Annotated in this window: 12 protein-coding genes; 4 read left to right on the forward strand and 8 right to left on the reverse strand. The window is 55.6% G+C overall.

What is annotated here, in order from left to right; all coding sequences use genetic code 11:
- Nucleotides 1–163 precede the first annotated feature (163 nt).
- Complete coding sequence (locus ABLO27_RS08730) at nucleotides 164–1513, forward strand: putative bifunctional diguanylate cyclase/phosphodiesterase (RefSeq protein WP_353032096.1); 1350 nt, start codon at nucleotides 164–166, stop codon at nucleotides 1511–1513.
- A 28-nt stretch (nucleotides 1514–1541) separates the two neighbouring features.
- On the opposite strand, the gene gltS is transcribed toward ABLO27_RS08730, so the two are convergent.
- From gltS to ABLO27_RS08750, 4 genes are all read right to left on the reverse strand, one after another.
- Complete coding sequence (gene gltS / locus ABLO27_RS08735; protein ID WP_353032098.1) at nucleotides 1542–2762, reverse strand: sodium/glutamate symporter; 1221 nt, start codon at nucleotides 2760–2762, stop codon at nucleotides 1542–1544.
- 83 nt (nucleotides 2763–2845) lie between these two features.
- A complete protein-coding gene (locus ABLO27_RS08740) occupies nucleotides 2846–4786 on the reverse strand; it encodes a DUF2207 domain-containing protein (protein WP_353032100.1) in 1941 nt (646 codons plus the stop codon).
- A 14-nt stretch (nucleotides 4787–4800) separates the two neighbouring features.
- Nucleotides 4801–5358 carry a LemA family protein gene (locus tag ABLO27_RS08745; protein ID WP_353032102.1) on the reverse strand — a complete coding sequence of 186 codons (558 nt, stop codon included), beginning with the start codon at nucleotides 5356–5358 and terminating at the stop codon, nucleotides 4801–4803.
- Nucleotides 5359–5512: 154 nt separating this feature from the next.
- On the reverse strand, nucleotides 5513–6481 hold the full coding sequence (locus tag ABLO27_RS08750; RefSeq protein WP_353032104.1) for a glycine--tRNA ligase subunit alpha: 969 nt from the start codon (nucleotides 6479–6481) through the stop codon (nucleotides 5513–5515).
- Between the two features lie 311 nt (nucleotides 6482–6792).
- Here ABLO27_RS08750 and ABLO27_RS08755 point away from each other — a divergent pair, with 311 nt between their 5' ends.
- Nucleotides 6793–8181 carry an MATE family efflux transporter gene (locus ABLO27_RS08755; RefSeq protein WP_353032106.1) on the forward strand — a complete coding sequence of 463 codons (1389 nt, stop codon included), beginning with the start codon at nucleotides 6793–6795 and terminating at the stop codon, nucleotides 8179–8181.
- 75 nt (nucleotides 8182–8256) lie between these two features.
- Here ABLO27_RS08755 and ABLO27_RS08760 read toward each other — a convergent pair whose 3' ends face one another.
- From ABLO27_RS08760 to ABLO27_RS08775, 4 genes are all read right to left on the reverse strand, one after another.
- Nucleotides 8257–8445: a hypothetical protein gene (locus ABLO27_RS08760; protein ID WP_353032108.1), complete on the reverse strand. Its 189-nt coding sequence runs from the start codon at nucleotides 8443–8445 to the stop codon at nucleotides 8257–8259.
- Between the two features lie 46 nt (nucleotides 8446–8491).
- A complete protein-coding gene (locus ABLO27_RS08765) occupies nucleotides 8492–9349 on the reverse strand; it encodes a S49 family peptidase (RefSeq protein ID WP_353032110.1) in 858 nt (285 codons plus the stop codon).
- A gap of 123 nt (nucleotides 9350–9472) precedes the next feature.
- The gene (locus ABLO27_RS08770) at nucleotides 9473–10096 is read right to left on the reverse strand and encodes a PilZ domain-containing protein (RefSeq protein WP_353032112.1); all 624 of its coding nucleotides are present in this window, start codon (nucleotides 10094–10096) and stop codon (nucleotides 9473–9475) included.
- A gap of 71 nt (nucleotides 10097–10167) precedes the next feature.
- Nucleotides 10168–11019: a uracil-DNA glycosylase family protein gene (locus ABLO27_RS08775; protein ID WP_353033496.1), complete on the reverse strand. Its 852-nt coding sequence runs from the start codon at nucleotides 11017–11019 to the stop codon at nucleotides 10168–10170.
- A gap of 369 nt (nucleotides 11020–11388) precedes the next feature.
- On the opposite strand from ABLO27_RS08775, the gene ABLO27_RS08780 reads away from it, so the two are divergent.
- Together ABLO27_RS08780 and ABLO27_RS08785 are read left to right on the forward strand one after the other, a co-directional pair.
- Nucleotides 11389–13065 carry an electron transfer flavoprotein-ubiquinone oxidoreductase gene (locus ABLO27_RS08780; protein WP_353032114.1) on the forward strand — a complete coding sequence of 559 codons (1677 nt, stop codon included), beginning with the start codon at nucleotides 11389–11391 and terminating at the stop codon, nucleotides 13063–13065.
- Nucleotides 13066–13712: 647 nt separating this feature from the next.
- Nucleotides 13713–14039, forward strand: coding sequence for a hypothetical protein (locus tag ABLO27_RS08785; protein WP_353032116.1), 327 nt, complete (start codon nucleotides 13713–13715; stop codon nucleotides 14037–14039).
- Nucleotides 14040–14962 lie beyond the last annotated feature (923 nt).

Raw genomic sequence — 14962 nt, forward strand, 5'->3', positions numbered from 1 at the left:
CTTTGTCAGCTTTGTATTATTGCAGTTTTTACCTAGTATTTTTTCGTTTGAGCAGACGAGCGAAGATTATCGCACGTTCAAATTCGTAACGAGTTCCCTGCTTACGGTCGCTGCTCTTTGCCTTCTCTACGGATTTTGGACAACAAGACGTCTGCGCAAGGAATTGACCGCCAGATCTTCTGCGCACTCGGAAGCACTCGCTCTGGCCCAGCACGATCCTCTGACGGGTTTGCCAAATCGTCGCCGCCTTCTGGACGCCTTCCCTGATCTCACCCGCGAGGTGAAGTCAGACAATTTCAGGGCGGTGATGATGCTGGATCTGGATGGCTTCAAACCGATCAACGATGTTTACGGCCACGAATTCGGTGACAACCTGCTTCGGAGCTTTGCCAACCGGCTGGCCGAAATCGTCGGCAATGATGGTATCGTCGCTCGTCTCGGAGGTGACGAATTTGCAGTCATTTCCCCGATCTTCGATGAAAAGTCCGATGCGGCAGGCTTCGCCCGGCGGCTCCTGACGCGCATCAGCGACCGGTTCGAATTCGGCGAGCGTCAGATTTCCATTGGCAGTGGCATCGGCATTGCACTTTATCCGCATGACGGCTACGCGATCACAGAACTGCTGCGCCGCGCCGATATCGCACTCTATCGGGCCAAGTCCTCCGGCCGTTCGACCTATCGTTTTTTCGAAGTCGACATGGATGCCTCGATCCTGCACAGGACCCTTCTGGAGCAACGCCTTCGCCGCGCGATCGAAGACCGCCAGGTCAACGCTCACTATCAACCGATCCTCGATATGGACACAGGCCGGATTGCGGGCTTCGAAGCACTGGCACGCTGGACGGACAACGATTTCGGGATGGTACCTCCAACCCAGTTCATTCCGATTGCTGAAGACTGCGGCATCATATCGGAACTGACGCGTCATCTCCTGAACGACGCGTGCCGCGTTGCCAGGGACTGGCCTGAAGAACTCTATCTTTCGTTCAACCTGTCGCCCGTGCAGCTGCAGGATCCGGCTCTTCCGCACCAGATCAGTTCCATACTCGAACAAAGCGGCTTTGAGCCGAAGCGACTGGTTCTGGAGATTACCGAGACCTCGCTGGTGAAGAACCCGGAATCGGCCAAACGCATTTTGAACGAACTGACGGAACTCGGGATTGCCATCGCTCTCGATGACTTCGGCGCCGGTCACTCCAGCATGAGTTATCTGCGGGACTTTCCGATCAAGAAGGTCAAGATCGACAAATCCTTCACCGAGCGCATGCTGGTCGACAAACAGTGCGGAGCGATTGTCGAAGCCATTCTTGTTCTGTCAAAAGGGTTGGATATCGACGCCGTCGCAGAAGGCGTTGAAGAGAGCGAGATCCACGAAGCACTCAGCTCCAACGGCTGTCACTACGGTCAGGGTTTCCTGTATGCGGAAGCCGTCGATGCCGAAGACGCTACGGATCTGTTGAAGTTGCAGGACAAAGGCCGCCTGCCCTTTACCGACAAGACCGACGCGGCCTGACCCATATTTCTACAGCAGGCGCCCGCGCTCATCCTCCCAGGAACAAGAGGATGATGACGGCATTTGCCAGATCGACAAAGAAAGCGGAAACCAGCGGCAGGATCAAAAATGCCTGCGTCGATGCACCGTAGCGTTTGGTGACAGCCGTCATGTTCGCGATAGCGGTCGGGGTCGCTCCCAGCGCAAACCCGGCAAACCCTGATCCGAGCACTGCAGCGTTGTAATTGCGCCCCATGAGCGGGAACAGGATCAGAATGATGTAGAGAGCCGCGACCACGATCTGTGTTGCCAGAATGAGCATCATCGGACCGGCCAGTCCGGCAATGGTCCAGAGTTGCAGGCTCATCAGGGACATGGTCAGGAAAATGCCGAGCGCCAGATCGGAGATGACCGCCAGGGAACGGGACCTGGCCGGCCAGGTGATGTTCGGAAAAATCAGCGGCACTGTGTTGGACAGGACGATGCCGCAAAACAGGCAGGTCACAAAGACCGGCAGGTCGAGTCCAATGCCCACTTTCAGAACTTCCTGCAGAATGCTGCCCAAACCGATCGCAATGTTGAGCACCAGGATCGACCGCATCAGCCCGGTATGCGTGACATTGGTGTCAGCTTCGTGATCGCTCTCGATACCGATCATGGGATCTTCATGAGGACGGTTCGGGTCCGGTTTCGCGCCCCTTCGTTCAATCAGGTAATTGCCGACCGGCCCACCCAGGAGGCTGGCGGCAATGAGACCGAGCGTGGCCGTTGCCGCACCAATCTCCACGGCACCTACCACCCCGTAGTCACCTGCCAGTCTGGGACCCCAGGCAATCGCGGTGCCGTGCCCTCCAACCAGGGAAACAGTACCGCCGAGCAAACCGAAACCTGTCGGAAATCCCATTGCGACAGCTAGGCCGGTTCCGACGATATTTTGCAGAAGCATATAGCCCACCGTAAGGCCGAGCAGTATCAGGAGCGGTCTACCTCCCTTCGCCAGATCGGAGAACTTTGCGTTCAAGCCGATAGCGGTGAAGAAGCAGAAAAGAAGATAGTCGCGGGAAGCAAGTGAGAAGCTTATTTCCGTACCGCGGACGAGGTAGACTACCAGCGCCAGGAAGGCCACCAGCAGGCCGCCTGAGACGGGTTCCGGTATGTTGTAGTGGCGAAGGAATTCGATTTTCTTGTTTAACCGGACACCCAGAAAATAGACCAGGATTGCCAGGTTAAAACTCACAAATTCACTCAGGGAGAGTGTCTCTCCTGTCATTGCCCACCCGCTCCTTCATGCCGCCTTTAAATGAGAGCACCCGGCAGGCATTCAATCAAATGCGCGCAAAAAGGCAAGCGGCTCTACCAGCCGCCGCCACCGCCGCCACCGCCGCCACCGCCGGATGATCCACTGGATGAACCGGAACTGGAGGTTTCGGGGGCCGGCAACGACGATTGGAAGGAGCCTGCCATCGCGCTTGCCGTTGCCCCCACGCTCTCAGAGATCCGCCTGGCGTCAAACGATCTGCCGGAATACCAGCCGGGGTGATAACTGCTTGCCGCAGCAGCCCCTGCTGAAGTCGCCAACCAGCCTTCAAACGCTTTGGACCATGGTTTTTCCACGCCCAGAGCAACTGCATAGGGAAGCAGTTTTTCAAAGTGTGTGGTGCTCATGTCCGGTGCGTCGGCCATGTTGAGGCGCTCTTTCTCGGCGACAGAGAGATAAAGATGCAGCCCCTCGATTTCATCCAGCATTTTGCGCCCAAGAGCCGTCGGGGCTCCGATCACGCAGATGAACAGGATGTTCATTGCAATCAACAAGACGACGACAAGCGGAAACGCCTGCATGCCGTCAAGACCACCGGTCGCAAGATCGGCCAGGCTGGCAGCTCCGAACGCCAACAGTCCCAATGCGACAAAAATCAGCACCATCCGGAACGCGAAACTGACAAATCTGCCAACTAGCAGGCCAAATCCAACGGAGAACATGGTCACGAAGACCGAAAAGAACATGAACATGATGGTGAATTCTTCCTGCGCCGAAGTCTTCGGCACCAGAAAAATCATCGCGGCTATGGTGACCAGAGAAAGCACAATTGCCGGAATCAGATAGGTCCAGTTACTCTTGAAATAAACATTGCTGCTTTCACCAATGATCGCACTACTGAACCTGTCACCAAGTTTCTGGATCGATTTGCCGTTGTTTTCGTTCAGGATCAGGGGGCTGTCGCGTTCGCTCAGCCATTTTTCCAAGGCAGCTTCTCCCTTGGGCAGTCCATTGCCCGGAACAGCACCGTTTCTGCCATCGGGTTCCAGGACAAGAGTAACCTCGCCATCGTCATCTTCGAGCCGGAGGCGTTTCTTCACCGCAAGATTGAGGCAGGCAGCGGACAGAGCGGTCCAGCCTCCGTCCCCAAATCCCCGATTGACTATGTATCTGGCGAGTGCGGGTGAGATATCTTCGGGAGCCTTGAACCTTGGAAATATGACCCCTTTTGCCGGGTCGCGGCCCACCTTGATCCAGGAAAACAGGTAATAGAAGAATACCAGCAAGACACCTGCGCCACCGATCAGCTCATACCGATAGTCGGTCAGGAAATACTGGAACTGTTCGGCCTGCGACGGCGGCTGAATGGAACCGACAGGCATGTTGACGACGACCGTCAGGCCTTCATGTGGTGCCAATGTCTGACTGGTGGTGAAAATCACCTCCGTTCCATCGGCTTCCGGCGCTGCATCATAGTTCTGGGCGGTTGATCCGAATGGGCCGGTAAAGGCCGTCCACTCGGTGGCCTTGACGCCGGCAGGCAGAACAACCCGCGCAATGGCTTCGTCAATCGGGAAGGCCCATTCCACTCCGGTCGCGTTCCAGTAGATCTCGTCGTAGTCTTCGAAGAACCGGACTTGCCGGGTGGTTTCATACACGAAGGTGTAAGTGTAGTTGCCCGGTCGCAGGAACACACTCTCTTCACCCACGTAAATTCTTACGCCATTTGCACTTTTCCTGGTGAAATGCGGTGCTGGCTGTCCGTCCTGCAAGACGCTGAGCAGTTTGAAACCTACCTGGTAGGTTCGTCCATTCGGCCCTTTGGCCGACAGAGGAATATCCCTGAATATCCCTCTCCTGATTTCTCTGGCCTCCGCGCGAACCGTGATGGTTTCGGTTACCGTCAGTGTGCCGTTTTTTGCCGCTTCGATGTTGGATACGAATTTCAGGATCCGCTCATCGGCCTGAGCAGACCAACTGAGCACGAGAATGAGCAAAGCGGTCACACCGCAGGCCAGAAACTTGAGAATTTTCATCGAGCCGGTCTCCGTCAAAACTGAACCGTCGGCACAGCCCGATCCGCCTCATCCTCGATTTCGAAATACTCGGCCTTCTCGAATTTGAACTGATTGGCAATCAGGTTGGATGGGAAACTCTCAACAGCCACATTCAACCCACGGACCGCACCATTGTAGTAGCGGCGGGCCATTTGAATGGCGTCTTCAATATCGTCCAGAGACTGATGGAGATCGGAGAAGTTCTGGCTTGCTTTGAGATCAGGATAAGCCTCCGCAACAGCAAAAAGCCGACCGAGCGCCTGTGACAGCTGCCCCTCCGCCTTTGCCCTTCCGGCCACATCGTCTTTCGGAAGAGAGCCGACCTGAGTGCGAAGCTGCGTGACCGCATCCAGCGTTTCCTGTTCGTGGGAGGCATAGCCCTTCACAGTCTCGACCAGATTGGGGATCAGGTTTGCCCGCCTCTTCAGCTGAACGTCAATGCCGCTCCAGCCTTCCTCGACCATTTGCCGCTTCTTGACCAGCACGTTGTAAAGAAGGATCGCAAAAACAGACAGAGCGATCAGAAGCGTCAGAACAAACCAGGCAATCATAAAAAAACCTCCGCAAATGCGCTGCGGAGGCTATCTCTTCAGTTCCTGATTGTCATCCGGTCACAGGAACTGAATTGTTTCAGTTCTGTATCAAGCGACAAACCGTGATCAAGGACACACTATTCGGCGACGGCGGGCGGGCCGAAGCGTCGGGCTACCCGGCTGCCTGATTGTGGTAACCGACGCCACCTGCTTCGGTCTCCAGGAAAGCCGCACCGCAAGCCTTGGCCAGTTCACGTACACGCAGGATGTAACTCTGACGCTCGGTAACGGAAATCACGCCGCGCGCGTCAAGCAGGTTGAATGCGTGGCTGGCCTTGATGCACTGGTCGTATGCAGGCAGGACGACCTGATGCACGCTCGCGCCCGCTTCGTCGCGCGCTTTCGCGCCGGCTTCGAGAAGCGCACGGCATTCGCTTTCCGCATCCTTGAAATGGCGGAACAGGATCTCGGTATCGGCATGCTCGAAATTGTGCCGGGAATATTCCTGCTCGGCCTGAAGAAAGACGTCGCCATAGGTAACCTTGTCGTCACCTTCCATGCCGTTGTAGTTCAGGTCATAGACGTTATCGACACCCTGAATGTACATTGCCAGGCGCTCAAGACCATATGTCAGTTCGCCGGAAACCGGTGAACATTCAAATCCGGCAACCTGCTGGAAGTATGTGAACTGGGACACTTCCATGCCGTCGCACCAGCATTCCCAGCCAAGTCCCCAGGCACCGAGGGTCGGGCTTTCCCAATCGTCCTCAACGAAACGGATGTCGTGCACCTTCGGGTCCAGACCGATTGCATAAAGCGAGTTCAGGTAAAGTTCCTGAAGGTTTGCCGGAGACGGCTTCAGGATCACCTGAAACTGATAATAGTGCTGCAGCCGGTTCGGGTTTTCGCCATAGCGACCATCGGTCGGGCGGCGGGACGGCTGAACATAGGCGGCCTTCCACGGGCGCGGCCCGAGGGACCGCAAGGTTGTGGCCGGGTGAAAAGTACCTGCGCCGACTTCCATGTCGTAAGGCTGGAGCACCACACAGCCCTGATCAGCCCAGTAGCGCTGCAGTGTCAGGATCAGGCCCTGGAAAGAGTTTTCCGGACGCATATGCGCCGGCAGAGTTTCAGTCGACATGGATAGTTTCCGCAATGAGCTTTATGCAGCGGGCATGGCCCGCCTGTCCGGTGGCGAGAGGTGCCACGGAGCTGCGGCAAGGTCAAGGGCAGAAGGTTTATACGAGCGGCAGCGCAAGTGGCCAAGATGACTGTTGACGATGCCCCGTCATCTTTATTACGGTCCTCCCCGGTTCCAGATACCTGCCGCTCGCAGACCTTGGGTCATGGTGAAAGTCTGGTCTTACCAATCTGCCGGTTTCCGCGCACATTCCTTCTCCGGTGGCAACGCGAGCCCCTCCAATCTCAAAATCTGAAATATCGGAGAAAAGCATGTCGCAAGACACGGCTCGCCCAAACGCGTTCACACATGGGCCTCCCGGCCTGACCCTCTTGAAAACAGCCCTTCCGATTATCCTCGTCATGAGCATGAACGGTTTTCTCACCGTCGCCGATGCGATCTTTCTAGGGATCTATGTCGGACCTGACGCTTTGAGCGCAGTAACACTGATGTTCCCGGCCTATATGTTGCTGGCAGCAATGGCGACACTTATTGGCAACGGCATGGCAAGCCTTCTGGCAAGAGCGCTCGGCGGCAATCGCGTAGAAGATGCCCGCGCTGCCTTCACCGGGGCGCATGGATTGGCGCTGTGCTTGAGCGCCGCGCTCATCACGCTGTTCATGCTTTTCGGGCACAGCGTAACCACTGCCGCAGCCAGCGGGTCGCTCCTGATAGCTGGAATGAGCCACACCTATCTGGCGATCACCATCTTTTCGTCGCCGCTTCTGTTTGTGCTCTCCGTCAATGCCGACGCGTTGCGCAGCGAAGGGCGCATCGGCCTGATGGCCGCGACCAGCGTGTTGGTATCTCTGGCAAACATTGCGTTCAACTTTGTACTCGTCGCAGTCTTTGACTTCGGAGTCGCCGGCTCTGCCTATGGCACGGTTCTGGCCCAGACGTGTGCCATGTCCTCTGTCCTGGTGTTCAGAAGTTTCGGCCAGACAGTGTTGAGACCCAAAGCCTTGCTGGCACATCCGTTTACAGCAAAGTGGCCTTCCATATTGGCGCTCGGTGCACCACAAAGCCTGAGTTTCATCGGGATTGCTCTGGGATCTACTGCAACATTTGCCGTACTGCAGATTTATGGAGCCTCAAATTATGCGAACACCGTTGCCGCGTTTGGTGTCATCACCCGGATCATGACCTTCTTTTTTCTGCCGCTTCTGGGCCTAAGCCAGGCGCTCCAGGCGATGATCGGTAACAATTTCGGCGCACAACTCTGGGACCGATCAAATGTCACGCTCAAGCTCGGTATGCTTGCAGCGCTGATCTATTGCCTTGGCGCCCAGTTGGTCCTGTCGTTTCTGGCGCATCCGATCGGATTGATCTTCGTGGAGGATATCAAGGTGGCAGACGAAATGGCCCGGATACTGCCGATCATGGTCGCCATGTATTTTGCTGCAGGACCTTTGCTTGTGATCGCGTCCTACTTTCAGGCCATTGGCGACGCGAAACGGGCAGCTCTTCTGAGCCTCGTCAGGCCGTATTTGTTCTTCCTGCCCATTGTCTGGCTTTTGCCGGCACTGATCGGAGAACAAGGGATCTGGCTGGCCGGGCCGGTTTCTGAAACTCTTCAGGTGGCGCTGGTTGTCCTCATCCTGACCATGTCAGCTCGCAGGAGTTCTCTGCGTTGGGGACTGTTCCGGACAGCTTCCGTATAAACAAGCCCATCATTGGCGGCTGGATGATTGTCCGGTCGCCATTCTTCTTCTGTATTGCGAGGTTGAGATCTCTTGTCAGCTCGCTTCCGGCCGATACTTTCCGGACACCGGATCAAGCACAAGCTTGGCACCACGGCCGTTCGGGTCGGCCTTCGCCGCAGCCTTGGAGATCTGGTTTTCGACTTCGGCCATCTTGCGCTTCACGCGCTGCATGATCCAGTAGCCGCCGACGGCAAGCGCCGCAACACCAATCAATTCAGTCATTTGAACTCCCCTTGTGTCCCCTCACTTCCCAAATCTTTGCGCCTTTTTAAAGGCCGTAACGCATCCAGAGTGCGCGGGTTTCAACCGCCGAAATCAGCTCGTCACCAAGGCCTTCCGTCAGGCGCTGGTCCGAAAGCGCAACGCCAAGCCCGCCTTTGCGACCGAACAGGCCACGCGGTGCCGAAATCAACTTCGGCTCCGCCTTGTCGCCGTATCGTTCCTTGATGACACCGCGCAGATCTCCAATGGCGTCGACCAGCCCCAGCTGTACGGCTGTCCTGCCCGTCCAGAACTTGCCGGTGAACAGGTCGGGGTCGTCTGTCAGGACGTCACCACGCCGGGTCTTGACCATATCGATGAAGGTCTCATGGATCTCCAGCTGAAGGCTCTTCAGATATTCGATATCCTCGGGAACTTCCGGCTGGAACGGATCAAGGGTCACCTTTTTCTCGCCAGCCGTATAGACCCGGCGGTCGATCCCGACCTTCTTGATCATCTCAGTGAAACCGAAACCTGCAGCCACCACACCGATCGAGCCGACAATGGAAGACGGATCGACGAAGATCTCGTCACCGGCCAGCGAAATCATGTAGCCGCCGCTGGCCGCTACATCCTCGACAAAGACCAGAACATCCTTTTCGTTTTCCTTCGCCAGATCGCGAATGCGCTTGAAAATCAGACGCGACTGAACGGGCGAGCCACCGGGCGAATTGACGATCAGGGCGACCGCCGGGGCCTTTTTGATCGAAAACGCTTTTTCCAGAGGTGTTGCAGCGGAAGCAAGCGACAGCCCCTGGCGCATGGGACCGCCCATGCCGATTGCACCTTGCAGGCGCACGACGGGTATTACCGTCTTGTCATCACGGAAGCGTTTCGGAAGGATATGGCGCAAAGAAGAAAGCACGCTGAATTGGCCCTGACAAATTTCACAAACTCCATCCGATATATGTATCAGATGGCGTCTTGCAAAGACCGTCCTATCGGCAAATCTACGCAAATGCGGAGCTTTCGCTCCAACAATGAGATTTTATCGGCCAAATGCGCTGATGCGCTTTTTCGGTTTGGGCTTCGACTTCTGCTTTTCCAGCTCTTCATCGAACTGTTTCAGCAGCATTTCCGGTGTCGGCTCTGTTTCCGGTTCAAAAGGCCAATCCAGTTTCACACCGGCCTGTTTTCCTTTTCGCCAGACCATCACCGACTTGATCGGCAAGTCGAGACCCGGAATGGATATGTGGATGTGTTCTGGCAGACGATCCAGTTTGTCGCCTTCCAGGCGGCACCCTGACTTGCTCGCGTCAACGATGCGGCACTTCATGGTAATCGGATTGGTCTGTCCCGAGACGACTGCGCTGATCCAGACCGGACGCCTTATTTCGCGGCGCTTTTCGGTTGGCTTGACCTTGCCGGACTTGAAGGACACTCGCGCTTCATTGTCGCCATAGGCAGTCACCCAACCACGCACCAGCATATCGATGCCAGGAAAACGGAGCCCGACTTCCTTGTCTGTCAGATCGGTCTTGGCGGAGACGATACGGCAGCCTCTGTCGGTAAGGTCATGCACGACTGCATCGAAACACGACATATCAGCAAGGTCGACAACAAGTGCCGACACGCCACCATCTGCGTTTTTCGCCACGGCCAAACCGCTCAAAGTCCGTCCTCCAAAGATACACTCCACCCTACAACCTGAAGGCTGAAAACCGGGTTAACACAAGGAGTGTTTCAGTGTCCGGACAGTTTGGCGTGGATGCTCAGGAAATCGCGCCAGGACAATCGCTTTTCAAGAGGGCTCCGCAGCAGATAGGCCGGGTGATACGTGGCAATGGCCGCGATTTCCCTTCCCTGCCCCGGGTAGCTCATCCAGCGGCCGCGCATCTTCCTGATACCGTCCTGAACACCCAGCAAGGTTTTAGCGGACGCGGCCCCCAGAAACACGAGGACATCCGGGTTTACCAGCTCGATTTGCCGCGTGATGAAGGGTTTGCAGATTTCTGTTTCCTGAGGCGTCGGTGTCCTGTTGCCCGGTGGTCGCCACGGCACAACATTGGCGATATACGCCGAAGAACGGTCAAGCCCGATTGCCTCCAGCATGCGGTCAAGAAGCTGGCCGGACCGACCGACAAACGGTTTACCCTGCAAGTCCTCGTCCCTGCCCGGAGCTTCGCCGACGAACATCAGCTTTGCAGACGGATTGCCATCGGAAAAGACAAGTTTCTTTGCCGTCAGTTTCAGATTGCAGCCGTCAAAGGCTTCCAGACAGGCTCTCAGATCGTCAAGTGTCGCCGCCGACGCAGCAAGGTCCCTGGCCGCGGAGACAATCTCCTTGTCGGGAATGACCGCAGCCTGGCCGGTGGACGCCGGCTGTGCCATGGCAGGAGCCGGTGTCCGCGCCTGTGCGGGATTGGCGGCGAATGGCTGTTGCGCCTGCGGCTGTCCCGTGTTCGGCTGCCCGTGGCTTGTCTGGACCGGTGCCTGAACGGATTGCGCCTGTTGCCGTTGCCTAAGTTGCTCATTTGTCCGCTCAAACCAGTCGACCGGGTCGTCACCCAAAAAGCAGTCAACGCCGGAATCCATATAGAAATCCAGCAGAGCTTCGATCTGACGCAGGTCTTGAGGGGTTTGATGCAAAGGTTCGGCCTCCGGTGGCGGAGTTTAACCAGATGTCGGTGAAGCACAAGAACAAGACCGGAAAGCCGCGCAGTTCAGCGAGGTTTTCCAGTGTGTTTGCACATTTCAAATGCAGGAATCAAATCAAGATTACGCTTACGTAAACGTAATCAATTTCACTTGACGCTCAGGCCTTGCTTTGATCTATCTGACCACAATAAGACGAATTACTGCCCGGATTTCGCAATCAACGATGAAAAATGTCGTGTTTTGCACTGCCAAATAGGGCAAAGAAGGCGATACGGGTATAGCCCCATTGGGCAGAGGGAGATGACTATGAGCGAACAAGACGCGCTTGGTGAACGCGAGAGCATGGATGTGGATGTCGTGATCGTCGGCGCAGGCCCCGCAGGGCTGGCTGCCGCAATCCGGCTGAAGCAGATCGCAAATGAAAAAGGCGAAGAGCTGAGCGTTGTGGTTCTGGAAAAAGGGTCGGAAGTCGGCGCGCACATCCTTTCGGGTGCGGTGATCGACCCGATCGCACTGGACAGGTTGCTGCCGGAATGGCGCGAGGAAGATACCCCGATCAAGACGGCCGTCACCGACGACCATTTCCTCGTCCTTGGACCTGCTGGCTCCATGCGCCTTCCCAACATGTTCATGCCCAAACTCATGAACAACCATGGCAACTACATTGTGTCGCTCGGCAATGTCTGCCGTTGGCTGGCGGAAAAGGCGGAAGCGCTCGGCGTCGAGATTTACCCGGGATTTGCAGCAGCAGAACTTCTTTATGACGACGAGGGCAAAGTTGTCGGTGTCGCGACCGGGGACATGGGCATCGGCCGCGACGGCAAGCCCAACGCCATGTTTACCCGCGGCATGGAGCTGCGCGGAAAATACACGCTCATCGGAGAAGGCGCGCGCGGCTCGCTGGCCAAGCAGTTGATCGACAAGTATCAGCTCGACAAGGACAGCGACGTGCCGAAGTTCGGTATCGGTATCAAGGAACTTTGGCAGATCGATCCGGCGAAACACAAGCTGGGTCTCGTGCAGCACTCCTTCGGCTGGCCGCTCGACGGCAAGACCGGTGGTGGCTCCTTCCTCTATCACCTGGAAGACAATCAGGTTGCAGTCGGCTTCGTGGTCCACCTCAACTACGAGAACCCCTGGCTGTCGCCCTTCGACGAATTCCAACGGTTCAAAACCCACCCTGCGATCCGTGACACCTTTGAAGGTGGCAAACGGATCTCCTATGGCGCACGTGCGATCACGGAAGGCGGGTATCAGTCCGTTCCAAAGATGTCCTTCCCGGGCGGTCTGCTGATGGGCTGTTCCGCCGGTCTGGTGAACGTGCCGCGCATCAAGGGCTCTCACAATGCCATGCTGTCCGGCATGATGGCAGCGGAAGAAGTCATGGAAGCGATCGGACGCGGCGAAGCCCACACCGAATTGACCAATTACGATACGGCCTGGCGTGACAGCCCGATTGGCGACGACCTCAAGAAAGTCCGCAACGCCAAGCCGCTCTGGTCCAAATTCGGCACCTGGCTGGGCATCAGCCTGGGTGGCCTGGACATGTGGACCAATGAGCTCTTCGGCTTCTCCTTCTTCGGTACGATGAAGCACGGCAAACGGGATTCTGAAACCCTGAAACCTGCGAAAGACTGCAAGAAGATCGAGTATCCGAAGCCCGATGGTGTGATCTCTTTCGACAAGCTGTCGTCTGTCTTCCTGTCCAACACCAACCATGAAGAGGATCAACCGATCCACCTCAAGGTCAAGGATGAAGCGCTTCAGAAGACATCCGAGCACGACATCTTTGCAGGTCCGTCCAACCGCTACTGCCCTGCCGGGGTTTACGAGTGGGTCGAGGAAGGCGAAGACGCGCCGCGTTTCCAGATCAATTCGCAGAACTGCGTCCACTGCAAGACCTGCGACATCAAGGACCCGAACGGCAACATCACCTGGACAGTGCCGGAAGGCGCTGGCGGACCGAACTATCCGAACATGTGATCGACCGTGAGTGTGACGGACAAGCTAAAGGCAATTGGAGCGGCTACGGCCGCTCTTTTCATGTCATCAACACTCACATTCGCAGAAGTATGCGACAAGATCCGTCCCGACTGGTCTTCAGAAAACGGTCCAGTATCCCAGTTCGATGACGTGATACTTCTCGCAACTTCCGGTGCTGGCGTGACGTTTCTGACGTTTGTCGTCGTTTCCCTTTTGTCGCGAAGCAGGGCTATGTGCCTCTTGGCCGCTTTCGCTTCAGCCACTTTGGCCCTTTTGCTGGCATTCGACTGGCTGAATACGGCGCCCGGAAGTGTTCAGCAAATGGCCATTGAGGAAGGGTGCAGTGTTCCCCCTTACCTTGCAATCTCGGTTTTTCTGGCAATTTTTACAAGTTGTGTGTTGGTCGGCTGCCGATGCTCTTTGCCCCGGCTCAGGAACTTGTAGCGCCCTCCCCACTTTGCCTTCAGGACGCTCCGGCGCGCAAGCTCAGACAGTTTACTCAAACCTGTCACCTTCTTAACCTTTGAGGCTGTTTTTTCACGAGAAAATCAAACTGCGGCCAAATCGCAGCCCAACAACAACCATAGCAGCACATCAGATATCACCTCCTTCCTGTGGCAAGGCCCACGCAACCCAAGGAGGTTCCCATGACAAGATCCCTTTTCATGACATGCGCGATAGCAACAGCGATGACGATGGGTGTTCCCGCACTGCCAACCGGACTGGCCGGTCCATTGTCAGCGTCGGAAGCAAGAGCGGATAATGGCGAAGCCCGACGCGCCGCACGCAGAACGGCCCGGCGCACTGCAAGGCGTGTCTCGCGACGGCACGAGCGTTATTACAACAGCCTGCCCAGCGGCTGCTTGCAGGTAATCCGCGGTGGCGTCTCATATTTCCAGTGCGGGACGGTCTATTATCAGCCGGTGGTTCATCAAGGTGCAAACGTCTTCGTAATCGTGACGCCGCAAGGCTGATCTTTGAAAAAACTAGCAGCACCGAAAAGGAAGCCTTCCCGGTGCTGCTGTCTTGTGGCCGATGGGTCGTATCAGGCAGGCGATCGTGGGGGGCCAGCCTGTTGCGGTTGTCAGTTGCACAAAGAACGGATGGCAGACGCGCCGCACATCCGCTCACCGTTGCGCAACAGCCCGCGCCACAAGTTCTTCGCCGCTTTTTGAAAACGGCAAAATGTATGGGGTCGGTGGTCCTGATGGAGCCGACGTGCACTTTATTCCCAGAATTTGATCTGGATTATTGGAGGCGATGGTTTGTCTAAAATCATTAACCATATCCTCGCTGGCGGCTGACATATACTCACCTAACGGTAGCGTCAATCAGTTTATGTTCAGGATAAATCTTTATTATGGCCCCAAAAAATGACCTTATGTCAGCCCGGGAAAATGACTTCATCAGTACTCTGTTTGCCAGAACATTTTGCTGATCGGGCAATTTCAACGAGCAAGTAAAGTCAACTGCGCTCTTCATTCGCGCCATTCGAACCCGCGTTGAAAATTTATTGAAATATTTCAATGCGTTGATTTGATACAGTATTGATCTCCACTTCATAAAATTTTTTTATACACCAATAGAAAAATAATATTAAATCCGCAATTCTTTGAAAGATAAGAACTTCTCGAATTGGCTGTCTCGTTGATTCAACTTTTACTTGCTTCTCTTCAAGTGATAATTTGCCAAAATTTTTATAAGCAATTGTTTTTGTTGTATTTTTTACTTATCCACATACGCCCTAATTACGACACAGTTGTGATTGCGCGCCTCGAAGGGTTAATCTAGGTTTACTTTTGTCGGGGGCGACCTGGAAGGTTTACGGCAAATATTTGCCGTTCCTTGCAAATAAATGCACTTCCTTTGCAAGTCCTCGTCAGGAATAGCAGATCGA

Origin of the sequence: Roseibium sp. SCP15 (assembly GCF_040329435.1) — a bacterium.
Taxonomy (GTDB): Bacteria; Pseudomonadota; Alphaproteobacteria; order Rhizobiales; family Stappiaceae; genus Roseibium.

What these genes read in the sequence shown, in the direction of transcription:
- ABLO27_RS08775 (WP_353033496.1), bottom strand. Translation starts at nt 11,019, where the DNA reads ATGGATTCCGGCGTTGACTGCTTTTTGGGTGACGACCCGGTCGACTGG.
- ABLO27_RS08780 (WP_353032114.1), top strand. Translation starts at nt 11,389, where the DNA reads ATGAGCGAACAAGACGCGCTTGGTGAACGCGAGAGCATGGATGTGGAT.
- ABLO27_RS08750 (WP_353032104.1), bottom strand. Translation starts at nt 6,481, where the DNA reads ATGTCGACTGAAACTCTGCCGGCGCATATGCGTCCGGAAAACTCTTTC.
- ABLO27_RS08760 (WP_353032108.1), bottom strand. Translation starts at nt 8,445, where the DNA reads ATGACTGAATTGATTGGTGTTGCGGCGCTTGCCGTCGGCGGCTACTGG.
- gltS (WP_353032098.1), bottom strand. Translation starts at nt 2,762, where the DNA reads ATGACAGGAGAGACACTCTCCCTGAGTGAATTTGTGAGTTTTAACCTG.
- ABLO27_RS08745 (WP_353032102.1), bottom strand. Translation starts at nt 5,358, where the DNA reads ATGATTGCCTGGTTTGTTCTGACGCTTCTGATCGCTCTGTCTGTTTTT.
- ABLO27_RS08785 (WP_353032116.1), top strand. Translation starts at nt 13,713, where the DNA reads ATGACAAGATCCCTTTTCATGACATGCGCGATAGCAACAGCGATGACG.
- ABLO27_RS08740 (WP_353032100.1), bottom strand. Translation starts at nt 4,786, where the DNA reads ATGAAAATTCTCAAGTTTCTGGCCTGCGGTGTGACCGCTTTGCTCATT.
- ABLO27_RS08755 (WP_353032106.1), top strand. Translation starts at nt 6,793, where the DNA reads ATGTCGCAAGACACGGCTCGCCCAAACGCGTTCACACATGGGCCTCCC.